Annotated in this window: 8 protein-coding genes and 1 pseudogene; 6 read left to right on the top strand and 3 right to left on the bottom strand. The window is 72.9% G+C overall.

The window, feature by feature from the left end; all coding sequences use genetic code 11:
* The 4 genes from G5C51_RS06530 to G5C51_RS06515 form a co-directional block, all read left to right on the top strand.
* On the top strand, positions 1-541 hold a 541-nt coding region (locus G5C51_RS06530; protein ID WP_165233163.1), incomplete at its 5' end, for a hypothetical protein.
* Position 542: 1 nt separating this feature from the next.
* The gene (locus tag G5C51_RS06525; RefSeq protein ID WP_165233160.1) at positions 543-1742 is read left to right on the top strand and encodes a TRAFAC clade GTPase domain-containing protein; all 1200 of its coding nucleotides are present in this window, start codon (positions 543-545) and stop codon (positions 1740-1742) included.
* Between the two features lies 1 nt (position 1743).
* Positions 1744-4206 carry a GTPase-associated protein 1-related protein gene (locus tag G5C51_RS06520; protein ID WP_165233157.1) on the top strand — a complete coding sequence of 821 codons (2463 nt, stop codon included), beginning with the start codon at positions 1744-1746 and terminating at the stop codon, positions 4204-4206.
* 2 nt (positions 4207-4208) lie between these two features.
* The gene (locus G5C51_RS06515) at positions 4209-5735 is read left to right on the top strand and encodes a TRAFAC clade GTPase domain-containing protein (protein ID WP_165233154.1); all 1527 of its coding nucleotides are present in this window, start codon (positions 4209-4211) and stop codon (positions 5733-5735) included.
* On the opposite strand, the gene G5C51_RS06510 is transcribed toward G5C51_RS06515, so the two are convergent.
* Positions 5732-7390, bottom strand: coding sequence for a PucR family transcriptional regulator (locus G5C51_RS06510; protein ID WP_165233151.1), 1659 nt, complete (start codon positions 7388-7390; stop codon positions 5732-5734). The genes G5C51_RS06515 and G5C51_RS06510 overlap by 4 nt on opposite strands.
* 426 nt (positions 7391-7816) lie before the next feature.
* Between G5C51_RS06510 and G5C51_RS06505 the strand changes: the two genes are divergently transcribed.
* A complete protein-coding gene (locus G5C51_RS06505; protein WP_165233148.1) occupies positions 7817-9277 on the top strand; it encodes an NCS2 family permease in 1461 nt (486 codons plus the stop codon).
* A gap of 22 nt (positions 9278-9299) precedes the next feature.
* Positions 9300-10403: pseudogene (locus G5C51_RS42860) on the top strand (XdhC family protein); the annotation flags it as partial.
* Here G5C51_RS42860 and G5C51_RS06495 read toward each other — a convergent pair.
* Positions 10400-12760, bottom strand: coding sequence for an ABC transporter permease (locus G5C51_RS06495; RefSeq protein WP_338118033.1), 2361 nt, complete (start codon positions 12758-12760; stop codon positions 10400-10402). The pseudogene G5C51_RS42860 and the gene G5C51_RS06495 overlap by 4 nt on opposite strands.
* Positions 12757-13449 carry an ABC transporter ATP-binding protein gene (locus G5C51_RS06490; protein ID WP_165233142.1) on the bottom strand — a complete coding sequence of 231 codons (693 nt, stop codon included), beginning with the start codon at positions 13447-13449 and terminating at the stop codon, positions 12757-12759. Before G5C51_RS06490 ends, G5C51_RS06495 begins: the two co-directional genes overlap by 4 nt.
* Positions 13450-13586 lie beyond the last annotated feature (137 nt).

Genomic DNA, 13586 nt, shown 5'->3' with positions numbered 1-13586 from the left:
GTGGCGGGGCGAGGGCGGCGGGCCGCGGGCGGGGACCCTCGGTGAAGGGGAACTGCGCTGCTCCCGGCGGGAGTACGAGCACGACGGCGGGCTCGATCTCGAGCTCGGCCGGGGCGCGGTGACGCTCACCGTCGAGGCGCTCGTGCCGCAGCGGGCCGCGGCCGCCGCCCCCGGCGCCGCCGCCGCGCTGCAGGTGCCCGCCGAGCCGCCCGTGGTGCGGTATCTGCCCTCGCTGCGCCGCCGGCTCACCGGGGCGCGCGTCGCCACCGTGACCTTCACCGCCGACACCGACTGCGAACTGCCCGCCCTGCGCATCGTGTACGCCCCCGGCCGCTATCGGCCGGCCGGTGCCCACGAAGGGCAGGTGCTGCACGAGGTGCCCGCGCGGCGCCTGAACGCCCGCGTGCCGCACAGCGTCGAGTTCGACTTCCCCGCCACCCGCGGGCCGTCCTGGCTGGTCTGCTTTCCCGTGGTGCCCGACGACGACCCGGCGGCCACCGACGTACGCCCCGAGGCGCTGCACCGACTGAAGGTGACGTGACATGGCCAAGATCAAGCGCATCGCCTGCCCCTACTGCTACGAGACGTACGAGCCGCGCACCATCGGCTTCCGCTGCAACGCCCGGCTGAGCGCCGCCAGCCAGAAGCGCTGCGGCCGGGCCCGCGACGAGGTGCTGCAGGACCGTATGGGCGAGCGCGGAGAGGTGGGACCGGCGTTCTTCGGTCCCGACGGCCGGCAGCCCAAGGCGTCCTGCCCCGAGTGCCAGGGGGAGACCAGCTATCGCATCTGCCCCGTGTGCCATATGACGCTGCCGGCGCAATTCGGCGTCGTCGCGAACCGGTTGATCGCCATGGTCGGCGCGAAGGCGTCCGGCAAGACCGTCTACATGACGGTGCTGCTGCACGAGATGATGAACCAGGTCGGCGCCGCCTACGGCGCCTCCCTCATGGGCTCCGACGACAACACCTTGCGCCGCTACCGCGACGATTACCAGGACCACCTCTACCGCGACGGCCAGCTGTTCGGCGGTACCCGGCCGGCCGGCGCCACCGACAACCGGGTGGCGCCACTGGTGTTCCGGTTCGGGCTGCGCCGCCGGGTGCGGTTCAAGGAGCGGCCGCAGCACACCGTCCTGTCGTTCTTCGACACCGCGGGCGAGGACTTCAACTCCCGCGAGAGCGTCGAGGTCAACACCCGCTATCTGGCCAGCGCCGACGGCATCATCCTGATCCTCGACCCGCTGCAGATGCCGGCCGCCCGCCGGCTCGTCCGCGAGGGCACGCAGGTGCCCGGCGGCGAGGGCGTGGACTCGCCGGTGAATGTACTCAGCCGGGTCACCGACCAGCTGCTCACCCAGGACCGGACGGATTCCTCGGGCCGTATCCGGACGCCCGTAGCGGTCGTGTTCAGCAAGATGGATGCCTTTACGCACCTGCTGGAGCGGGGCAGCCCGCTGCTCGCCCACCCGTCGCAGGGCGACGGTCGCTTCGACGTCGAGGACAGCCGCAACGTGCACGAGGAGGTGCGGCAGCTGCTGAAGGAGTGGGAGGGGGTGGCCATCGACCAGCTGATGGAGAACACGTACAGCCGCTTCCGCTACTTCGGCGTCTCCGCCCTCGGCGCGGGCCCCACGGCCGACGCGCGCGTCGCGGCCACCGGCATCCAGCCGTACCGCGTCGCCGACCCGCTGCTGTGGCTGCTGAGCGAGTTCGGCTCGGTGCCCCGTACCGGCCGGGGCTGAGATGGCCGTGGAGCAGCTCTACTACACCTCGTGCGAGCAGGGCCTCAGCGGCTTCTCCGGGTTCCAGTTCAACGCCGTGAGCTCCGGAGTCCGCGCGGACGTGATGCACGCCGTGGAGGCGCTCGCCGGCTACGAGCCGCCGCGGTCCATGCTGAACTCCGATTCCCCGGAGGACCTGGCGCGCTGCCCGGTCAACCTGTGCTTCGTTCCGGAGAGCGGCGACGACGAGAAGGGTGCCACGGTGCTGTGCGCCCGCTACGTCGGCCGGGACTCCGCCCAGCGCTTCGGCAACTACTTCGCGCACGCGCTGCACACGTCCGACTTCGACCGGGACGGTGACGGGCTGCTCGGCATCGAGCTGTGGGGGTCGCCGGAGTGGACCGCCTCTCCGGTGGCCGAGAACGAGATCCCGCCGCTGCCCGGCCCGCCGCGGCCGGGCCCGCTGACGCCGGAGGCGGCGGACGAGTTCGTCGCCGCGGAGCCGCATGCCGCCGCCCAACTGCCGCATCTGCTCGCCGCCGCCTTCTCCGCGCTGCACGAACGGCGCACGGTCGTGGTCGTCGACTCCACGACCGAGCGCATCGCGCACTGGTTCGCGGCGGTCTGTTATCTGCTGCCGCCGCCGCTCGCCCGGCGGCTGTCCTTCGCGACCTACGCCCACAAGCCCGGACGCAGCCGCCTGCACCTGATCGGGGCCGTGCCCGGCACCCGGATCGACATCGGCCCCGACGACCACGACGTCTACCGGGTCTTCGACTTCGCGGCCGGGCACTTCCCGCCGGACGGGGAGATCCCGGTGCACCATCTGGTGCGGCTGCTGCTGCGCGTCGGGGTGCGCCAGGCCAGCGCCGTTTGGTCGTGGACCGACGCCTACACCTCGGGCGAAGAGCGCTACCAGGGTGACTGGCACGCCCCGTTCGCCGCCGCGGCGGCCACCGGTGGGATGGAGCTGCGGCCGGCGGACGTGCGCGCCGTCGCCCTGTGGGCGCCGGAGGCGGCGCACGCGGGCGAGCTGCGGGCCGAGGCCGCCCGCGACATCTACCTGCGCTATCCGGATCTCGACGACGAGGAGCTGGCGGGCCTCAGCCGGGCGGCCGCGGACGGTGGCGACGCCGAACTGCACCAGGAGATCGAGGGCCGGTTGTACGCGTCGCGGATGCGCGCCGCCATGCACGGCACCGCCCCTGGCGCGCCGCCGCCGGTGCGGCTGGCCGATCCGGTGTTACGGGAACGGGCCGCCGCCGACTGGACGGAGCTGCTGCGCGAGGCCGACGACCAGCAGGCGGTACGGCTGCATCTGTGGGCGCTCGACAGCAGGCTGCCGGTGCCCCAGGGCTACGCCTGGCCCGCGCTGGAGCGGCTGGCCCGCTCGCTGCTGGAGGCGACGGCTACCCGGTCCGCCCCGGACGGCCACCGGGGCGAGGTACGGCGGCTGTTCCACGCCAGCCCGGACTTCCGGTCCGCCCTGGCGGATGCCGTCGGTGACCTGCTCGGGCAGCGGCCGGGGCAGCAGGGCGTTCTGCTGCAGTTCCCCGGCGACCTGCTCGGCGAGGGCGACCTCGCGGGCCGGCCCGAGCTCCTCCGGCATTACTGGGTGGCGCAGACGGAGCGGCGCCCGGATCGCGCCGTCGAGCACCTGCTGCGCATCCTCAGGCTTACCGGCGCCGCCACCCCCGACGCCGAACTGCTGCGGGACCTGTGGCCGTACCGCCGCTGGACGGTCACCGAGGCGATCGCGTTCGTACGGAGGCTGCATCCGGACGCGGTCATCGGCCCGGCCGCCGTCGAATGGCTGGAGGCGGCACTGCAGAAGGAGCCGCAGACGGAGGACGAGCTCAGGCCGAGCCTGGAGCTGTGCGAACTGCTCACCGATCCGCGACGAATCGCGTGGCTGAGCACGCAGGCCGTCTCCTGCGTGGCGGCCGTCGAGCAGCTGAACGGCCTGCTGAACGGCACCGCCACAGCCCAGCAACTGGCCGACGGCTTCACGGCAGTCAAGACCGATCGCTGGGGCCCGGCGCGGGCGCTGGTACACCTGCGGCTGCCGGGTGCGCTCATGGCGCGGCCGGTCGACCCGAGGGAAGTACGTACGTTCCTTGCCCGCTTCCCGGACCGTACGGTCGTCAGCTACCTGAAGCAGCTGCTGGCCGCCACCCGGTCAGGGAAGCGGGCAACGCCGGCCGTGCTCGACCACGTCACTGGGCTCGAACTCATCCTCAAGCGCTACCGGACCGGGCTGCCGCTGCTCTACCAGGACTACGTCGCGGCCATCTGCGAGCACGCCGAGCAGGAATGGGACGTACGGGACACCGAGCTGCTGGCGGCCGCGCTGCGTCCACACCACGGCCCGAGTGCGCAGCGCGTCAACGCCATCGCTGCCGAACGCCTCGGAGCGGCGCGGAAGCTGGCGCGGAGGCTGCGCGGCAAGGGGGACAGGCGGGATCAGGGGGAGGGGGGCAAGTAGCGATGGAATTCTTCGCGATCATCCTGTACATCGGCCTGCTGGCGGCTTACGTGATCTTCATCGCGCCGTTCGTGGCCGCCGGTTGGGGGCTGTACCACGTGGGCGAGCTGATCGTCCGGCACTGCGGGCAGCTGCACGGGGTGACGCGGGTGCGCACCGCCGCCTACGTGACCGTGCCGCCGCACCGGCCCGAGGACGAGGACCAGCCCGCCCGCCGCCAGTACTTCCTCGGTCCCGCCCAGCGGGATCTGCGCCAGCTGATCACGCTGACCTGGCGCGAGGGCGTCCGGCGCACCACGGACCGCGGCCGCTGGACCTACGGGCGGCTGCTCGGCGAGCAGGGCGACGAGGCGGTGTGGCGCTGGCCGGCCGGGGTCACCCTGCAGGTCGGGCTGATCGCGGGCGCGGCGGCGGGGGCGGCGGCGCTGGCACTGCTGCTGGCGCTGCACGGGCTGATCGTGCTGCTCGCGGCCGGCCTGGTGCTGGCGTCGGCGGGGGTGCTGCGCGCGGTGGACTTCGTCGCGCTGCTGGCCAAGAAGCTGCACCGGGGGATGTTGTGCCCGAACCAGGGCTGCTATGAGCGGTTTTCCTATCCGTGGTACGAGTGCCGGAACGCCATCTGCCTGCGCCGGCACACCGACATCCGCCCCGGCCGGTTCGGCGTCCTGAGGCGCCGGTGCGCCTGCGGCGAGGAACTGCCCACGCTGATCCTGCTGATGCGCGGCGAGCGCCGGCTGCAGCCCTTCTGCCCGAACTGCGAGCAGCCGATGAGCCGCTATACGGGGCATGTGGCTGAGGCGATAATCCCGTTCTTCGGCGGCCAGGCGGCGGGCAAGACGCAGCTGATGGCCGCGATGATGCTGCTACTGGAGAACGCGGCGGAGCGGGGCGGCCGCTCGCTGCGCGCGGCCGACGACGCCACGCAGTTCAACTACGACGTGCTGCGCGAAACGCTGCGCAGGCAAGGGCATCCCACGGGCACCCAACGCGAACTCCCCAAGGCCTACTCGGTGGTGCTGCGGGAGGGCCGGAGCGAGCGGATGCTGCATCTCTTCGACACGGCGGGGGAGCGGTTCACCAACCGGGAGGACACCGACGCGCTGCGGTACGTACAGGAGGCCAGGACCTTCGTGTTCGTGCTGGACCCGCTGGCCGTGAACGACTTCTGGCGCACCCCGCTGGCCGCCGCGGCCGGGGACATCGCCCACGCCATTGCCTCTAGCACGCCGCCGGACATGGTCTTCAACCGGTCCGTCGACTCGATGATGCAGATGGGGGCTCCGCTGAAAGAATCGCGGCTCGCGGTCGCCATCAGCAAGGCGGACCTCTTCGGGACGGAAGATCTCGGCGACGGCGGCGAGTGGCTCGATCGCGCGCTGGGCCTGGGCAATCTCGTGCGGGTCATGAACCTGGAGTTCGGTGAGGTGCGCTACTTCTTCACCGGCGCCGTGACGACGGACGAGACCGGTGCCGTGCATCCGAGCATCGCGCCGCTGACGGACTGGTGCCTGCGCGGCAGACCGGCCTAGCTCATGCGCAACGCAAGAAAGAAGTCCAGCTTGTCCTCCAGCCGGGACAGGTCGCGACCGGTGAGTTGCTCGATCCTGCCGATGCGGTAGCGGAGCGTGTTCACATGCAGGTGGAGGCGGCTGGCGCACCTGGTCCAGGAGCCGTCCGAGTCGAGGAAGGCCTCCAGGGTCTCGACCAGCTCCGCGCGGTGGCGGCGGTCGTAGTCGTGGAGGGGGTCCAGGAGGCGGGCCGTGAAGGCGCGGCGGACGTCGTCGGGGACGAAGGGGAGCAGCAGCACGTGGGAGGCGAGCTCCTCGTGTCCTGCAGCGCACACCCGGCCGCTGCGGGCGGCGGCGACCCGGCGGGCGTGCCGGGCCTCCTCCAGGGCGCCGCGGAGGCCCTCGGAGGAATGCACAGCGGCGCTTACGCCAATCGTGAGGTGGCCGTCGTCGGACAGGCCGCGGGTCAGCGGCTTGGCCACCGCCTCCAGCAGCCCCTCCGCGCTCAGCACGGAGACGGCCGGCTCCGCCTCGTCGCCCGGCACCGCCGGGAGCGGGACCAGGGCGACCGCCTCGTCGCCGGTGTGCGCCACCGCGATCCGGTCGGAGGGCTCCGGGCCGCGGGTGGCCGGGTCGACCAGGATCTCCTCCAGCAGCGACTGCGCCACCGCCCCGCCGGGCAGGTCGCCGCCGTCCCACTCGACGCGGGCGACCACCACCTGCCACTGCGGGGCCGTGCCCAGGCCCGGCAGCAGGACCGGCACGGCGACCCGCAGCCGCGCCGCGATCTCCGCCGGCGGCGCCCCGGCCTGCACCAGCTCCAGGACCTCCTGCGCCAGCCGGCGCCGCACCGTACGGGCCGCGTCCCGCCGCTCGCGCTCCGCCGCGATCAGCTGGGTCACGCCGCGCAGCAGGTCGAGCCGCTCCTCCGGCCACTCGCCGGCGTCCGCGGCGACGGCCAGCAGCCAGTCGGAGAGCAGCGTCTCGCGCAGGTCGCGGCCGCCGCTGCGGATCGGGAAGAGGGAGTACGTCTGGCCGCCCACGGCCACCCGGTGCGGGCCCATGCGGCCGCGCCGCACCGCCGCCAGGTGCTCGCCGGCCAGCTGCGAGCACACCTCAGGGGGGAGGCCCGAGCCGTCGCCGCCGGTACCGGCGATCTCCCGGCCCGCCGGGGTCAGCACCCAGGCGCGCAGGTCCAGGTCGGAGCCGAGCAGGTCGAGGACCGCCTCGGGCCCGCCGCCCGCGGGGCCCGACGACACCAGGCGGCGGTGCCGGTCCACCACGGCCGCCAGGTCGCCGGCGCGCTCGCTGGAGACCTGGCGCACCACATGCTCGGTGATGGTGGCGAAGGCCACACTCTCGTGCACGGCGAACAGCGGCAGTCGGTGCTTCGCACAGGCCGTGACCAGGTCTTCCGGGATTCCGGCGGTCTCCGCCTCGCCCGCCGCGAGCCCGGCGACCCCGGCGGCGCTGAGGATCCGTACGAAAGGCTCGGAATCGGCCGGGTCGTGCCGCCAGGCCAGGCCGGTGAGCACCAGCTCGCCGCCGGAGAGATAGCGGCTCGGGTCCGTGAGGTCCGTGGTCATGACGCCGCGGACCGTACGGTCGAGCTCGTCCTCGCCGCCGAGCAGGCGCAGCCCCAGCGTGTCGGTCTCCAGCAGTGCGCGGAGTCTCATGGCCGTGCCGTCCTGTCCTTGTGTTGCCGTGCGGATACGGGCGGGTGCGGTGGGGTCCCTGCGACCCGCCTTTCGTCTGAATCTACAAGACGCACGGCCTGGCCAGCCAAGTGCTTCATGGTTTCGGTGACTGCACCCGGCCCGGTGCCGGTCGGTGTACTTGGGGCTCGTCGCGTAAACAACGCGTGAACGAAGCGCCGCCCCGGACCGCTCCGCGAGGCGGATACCCACAGACCCTCCGGGTGGCGCGACGTACAGGGAACGTCACACTTTCCGACGCCCGCGCCGCCCGGAGTTTCACAACGCACAAGGCAATACCAGGCACCACCAGGAGAAATTCGTCTCGGGCCGTCCCCCCGGGTCGTGCAGCATCCCAAATCCCGCGATGAGGCGGGTGCCCCTATGAACCTTGGGAGAAGGGCACACATGACCCAGCAGCATGCTGAGCCGGTAGCAACAACCGCGGAGGACGCGGGCGCAGGTTCCCGTCCCCCAGCCGGCAGAGGCTGGCTCGACCGGTACTTCCATATATCCGAACGCGGGTCGACCGTCGCCCGTGAGGTCCGTGGTGGCCTCACCACGTTCATGGCGATGGCTTACATCCTCCTGCTCAACCCGCTGATCCTCGGCGGCAAGGACGTCGACGGGAACATGCTCGGCCAGGCCGGGCTGATCACCGCCACCGCCTTCGCGGCCGCGCTGACCACCCTGCTCATGGGGTTCATCGGCAAGGTGCCGCTCGCCCTCGCCGCCGGGCTGAGCGTCTCCGGCGTGCTGGCCTCGCAGGTCGCACCGCAGATGACCTGGGGCCAGGCCATGGCCATGTGTGTGGCCTACGGCGTGATCATCATGCTCCTGGTGGTCACGGGCCTCCGGGAAATGATCATGAACGCGATCCCGCTGCCGCTGAAGCACGGCATCACGATGGGTATCGGCCTGTTCATCGCCCTGATCGGCTTCTACAAGGCCGGTTTCGTGCACCAGGGCAAGACGACCCCGGTCTCGCTCGGCCCGGCCGGTGAGCTCCAGGGCTGGCCGGTGCTGATCTTCGGCGTCACGCTGCTGCTGATCTTCATGCTGCAGGCCCGCCGGGTGCCGGGCGCGATCCTTATCGGCATCGTCGTCGGCACCGTGGTCGCCATCGTGGTGAACTCCGTCGCCAACGTGAGCGCGAAGGCATGGTCGGCCGGTCCGCCGGAGCTGCACGGCAGCGCCGTCTCCTCGCCCGACTTCTCGCTCTTCGGCGAGGTGGAATTCGGCGGCTGGGGCGATGTCGGCGCCATGACCGTCGGCATGATCGTCTTCACCCTGGTGCTGGCCGGCTTCTTCGACGCGATGGCCACCATCATCGGCGTCGGCACCCAGGCCAACCTGGCCGACAAGCAGGGCCGGATGCCCGGCCTGTCCAAGGCGCTGTTCATCGACGGTGCCGGCGGCGCCATCGGCGGCGTCGCCGGTGGTTCGGGCCAGACGGTGTTCGTGGAGTCGGCGACCGGCGTCGGTGAGGGCGCCCGCACCGGCCTCGCCAGCGTCGTGACCGGTCTGTTCTTCGCGGCCTGCCTGTTCTTCACGCCGCTGACCGCGATCGTGCCGGCGGAGGTCGCCTCGGCCGCGCTGGTGGTCATCGGCGGCATGATGATGATGCAGGCCCAGCATGTGGACTGGAGCGACTCGGCAGTTGCCATCCCGGTCTTCCTCACCGTGGTCCTGATGCCGTTCACTTACACCATCACCACGGGTGTGGCCGCGGGCGTGATCTCGTACGTCGCGATCAAGGCCGCCCAGGGCAAGTGGCGGGAGCCGGGAGCGTTCATGTGGGTGCTCTCGCTCATCTTCGTCGTCTACTTCGCCCTGCACCCGATCGAGGAGTGGCTCGGGGTGAAGTAGCGCCGATGGAGGAGTGATCACCGTGCTGGACATAGCTGCCGAGCTGCATCAATGGCTCGCCGAGGGCCGGGACTTCGCCGTCGCCACCGTCGTGGCGGTGCAGGGATCCGCCCCCCGGGAGCCGGGTGCCGCCCTCGCCGTCGATCCCGACGGCACGGCGATCGGCAGCGTGTCCGGCGGGTGTGTCGAAGGCGCGGTCTACGAACTGTGCCAAGAGGCGCTCGAGTCCGGCGAGTCCGTGCTCGAGCGCTTCGGCTACTCCGACGAGGATGCCTTCGCCGTGGGCCTGACCTGCGGCGGCGTCATCGACATCCTCGTCACCCCGGTACCGGCGGACGGCTCCTCGCGCGAGCTGTTCGCCGCCGCGCTGACCACCGCCGCCAGAGGGGAGGCGGCGGCGGTCGCGCGGGTCGTCAGCGGCCCCGCCGAGATGCTCGGCGGGGCCCTGCTCGTCCGGCCCGACGGGTCGTACGAAGGCACCTTCGGCGGCCATCCCGAGCTGGACCGGACCGCCGCCGTCGAGGCCGGCGCGCTGCTCGACGCGGGGCGTACGGACGTCGTGGAGATCGGCGCCGACGGGGCGCGGTGTGGTGAGCCGGTGGTCCTGCTCGTCGAGTCGTCCGTCCCGCCGCCCCGGATGATCGTCTTCGGCGCGATCGACTTCGCGGCGGCGCTGGCCCGGGCCGGGAAGTTCCTCGGGTACCACGTGACCGTGTGCGACGCGCGGCCCGTCTTCGCCACCCGGCAGCGCTTCCCCGACGCCGACGAGATCGTCGTCCAGTGGCCGCACCAGTACCTCGACGCGACCGAGGTCGACGGCCGTACGGTGCTGTGCGTGCTGACGCACGACCCCAAGTTCGACGTGCCGCTGCTGGAGCGCGCGCTGAAGCTGCCGGTCGCGTACGTCGGGGCCATGGGCTCGCGGCGGACCCACGAGGACCGCAACGCGCGGCTGCGCGAGGCCGGCGTCACCGAGGCGCAGCTCGGCCGGCTGCGCTCGCCGATCGGCCTGCACCTCGGGGCCCGTACGCCCGAGGAGGTCGCGCTCTCCATCGCGGCCGAGATCGTCGCGCTGCGCCGCGGCGGGACGTGCGCGCCCCTGATCGGGGCGCACACGCCGATTCACTCCGTACGCAGCGCCTTCGCCGTGCCGGACTTCGCCGCCCAGGAAGCGGGCAGCAGCGCGCCCAGCGTCGCGATGACCAGGCCGCCGGCGGCCAGGAGGGCCAGCAAGGACGCGTCGTAGACGTCGATCGTCGCGTCCGGGAGGCGGGTGCCGGCCGTGGCGCCCATCTCCGGCGTCACCCAGTGGTGCAGCGCCACGCCCAGCAAGGTCCCCGGCGCGCCGGCCACCAGGCCGACCGCCGCCACCGACACCAGGACCATCGACACGGTCTGCCGCGGGCTCATCCCCAGCGCCTTGAACACGCCCAGGTCGTGCAGCCGTTCGCGGGTGTCGAGCACGACCGTGTTCAGCACCCCCAGGCAGGCGACCGCCACCAGCATCGCCGCCAGCAGCGAGATCATCGCCTGCATCGCGATGATCGAGCTGGAGCGGATGCCGGCCGAATCGCCCTTCACCGCATGCACCCCCTGCGACCCGAACCGATCGTTGATCGCGGCGACGTAGGCATCCGCGTCGCTGCCCGACCGCAGCGTCACGTGGTACTCGCTGGACCGGGTGCCCGGCGTCAGCCGGCGCTGGTCCGCCTGGTCCATCACCACGGCCATCCCGTCGTCGTCGAGGACGAACGCCTCGCCGACGATGCGCAGTTCGACCGTCCGGCCCTTGTCGGTCAGGGTGACCGTGTCGCCGACCTCCGCGTCCATGGCCTGCAGCAGCCGGGAGGCGACGACCACCTCACCCTCGCCGCGGAACCAGCGGCCGTCGATCATCCGGTACGCGCCCGAGCGCGCGTCCCCCGCGTAGCCGATCGCGGTCGTACGGCCCGTGGCGCCCGGAACCCGGACCTCGGTGCGGGCGATGCCGAAGTAGCTCTTCGTCCCGGGGGCTTTGCGGACCGCGGCCGCCACCTTGGCGGGGTCGGCCGGCTTCTGCGGCTCGGCGCCGGGGGCGGGCACGTGTTCGCCGGGCCCGCCGCCCGGGCCCGACTGCACCAGCACGTCTCCGGCCGAGGTGCGCTGCCGGTCGGCCTGGATGGCCGCCAGCGAGCTGTTCAGGCCCACGGCGAAGGTGACGGCCAGCGCGCCGAAGGCGACCGCGGCGGCAAGCGTCGCCGTACGCGCCGGGCGGGCGAAGGGGTGGGCGAGACCGAGGCCGACCGGGCGGGACACCGGCAGCCGGCCCAGCAGCCGGCGTACCAGCAGCGCCCGGCCGGGGGACGGCGCCCGCCCCACCGTCAGCGCCTGCGTCGAGCGGAGCCGGCCCGCCCGTAGCGCCGGGACCAGCGCGGTCACGGCGATCAGCGCCAGCACCGCCGCCGGGACCGCGAGGTCCACCCACAGCGGGATCAGCGCGGTGCCGACGCCGTAGGTGGCCGCCACCTCGTCGGTCAGCAGCGCGCCGAGCAGGTTGGCCGTGACGGCGCCCAGCACCACGCCGACCACCGCCGGCAGCACCGCCTGCGCCACATACGCCCGGCCCACCTGCACCGGGGTGAAGCCGAGCGCCTTCAGCACCCCGATCCGCCGGGTCGCCGCCGTCACCGCGCCGCTCACCACCACGGCGACGACCAGGACGGAGAGGCCGAGTCCGATGACGGCGAAGGCGGTCAGGAAGGGCACGTACACGGCGGCTTCGCTGTCCACGTCCTGCTTCACGGTGAGGTACGACTGCGTGCCGGTGACGGCCTTCGCCGGGAGAGCGCCGGCGACGGCGGCCCGGCCGCGGCTGATGTCCGCGCGGCTGCCGGCGTCGTCGAGGCGGTAGAGCATCTGGTACGCGGGCGCGCGGCCCTGGTCGAGCTCGGCCAGCTGGGCCGGGACCATCCAGGCGTCGGCGCTGCGGCCGGCCGACTTCGCGATGCCGACGACCTCCAGCTCGACGTCGCCCGCCCGCACCTTGGTGCCGATCGGGACCACCGCCGCCGCGTCCTGGTCCAGCACGATCTCGCCCGCCGCCTTCGCCCAGCGGCCCTTGGCCAGGTCGACCCGGTCCACGTCGGGAGCGCGGTCCGCGCGTCCCGCGACCGTCAGCGCCGGCCCCTCGTCTCCGGCGGGCATCTGCGGCATGCGCACCCGCACGCTCGCCACCCGGTACGGGCCGGCCGCGGCCGCCACGCCGGCGGTGTCCGCGGTCGCCCGGAGCTGCGCCTCGGTCGCCTTCGAGCCGTCGAACTCGGCCGTCAGATGCGCCCCTTGCTGCCGCCCGAAGGCCCGGTCGAACGGCGCCCGCGACGTCTCGATCAGCCCGATCGCCAGCACCGCCGCCGCCACCGATATCAGCGCGGTCAGCGCCATCACCAGCGACTGCAGCCGCCGCCGGCCCACCCCGGCGCGTACCACCTTGCCGAGCGCACTCACGACGCCACCGCCGTCGGCACGTCCCGGGCGACGCGGCCGTCGAGCAGCTCGACGGTACGGGTGGCGCACCCGGCCGCCAGGGCCATGTCGTGCGTGACCAGCACGATGGTCTGGCCGTCCGCGTTGAGGTCGCGCAGCAGCGCCTGGACGTCCGCGCCGGACGCCGTGTCCAGCGCGCCGGTCGGCTCGTCGGCCAGCAGCAGCTTCGGCCGGTTCATCAGCGCCCGGGCGACCGCGACACGCTGCCGCTCGCCGCCCGACAGCCGCCCCGGGTAGGCGCGGGTGTGCCGGGCGATGCCGAGGTGGCCGAGCAGCTCGGCGGCCCGGTCACGGGCCTCGGCGCGCGGCATGCCGGCCAGCTGGGCCGGCAGCAGGATGTTGTCGGCGACGTTGAGGTCGTCCAGCAGGTGGAAGAACTGGAAGACCATCCCGACCGACGCCCGCCGGAACTTGGCCGAGGCGCGCTCGCTCAGCCCGTTCACCCGCACCCCGTCGACGGTGACGCTGCCCGCGGTCGGCCGGTCGAGCCCGGCGATCAGGTTCAGCAGCGTCGACTTGCCGCTGCCCGACGGGCCGAGCACGGCCACCGCCTCGCCCGGGTGCACGGCCAGGCTCACCTCGTCCAGGGCGGGCGGCCCCTCCTCGTACGTCTTGGTCACTTCGCGCAGATCGATCAGCGGATCCGGCATGGCATCTCCAGGCCTCGGTGGTCGGAACGCCCGAAACGTACGGTCCGCCGGGGGTCCGGCACGTCGGCCGCGGTGTGCAAGTCGCGTACGGTGTCCGGCGCACCCGGCCGGACGTCATCCGTGCGATGTACGCCTGC

Source organism: Streptomyces coryli (genome assembly GCF_011044975.1).
Taxonomy (GTDB): Bacteria; Actinomycetota; Actinomycetes; order Streptomycetales; family Streptomycetaceae; genus Streptomyces; species Streptomyces coryli.
This window is presented reverse-complemented; position numbering and strand designations above follow the sequence as displayed.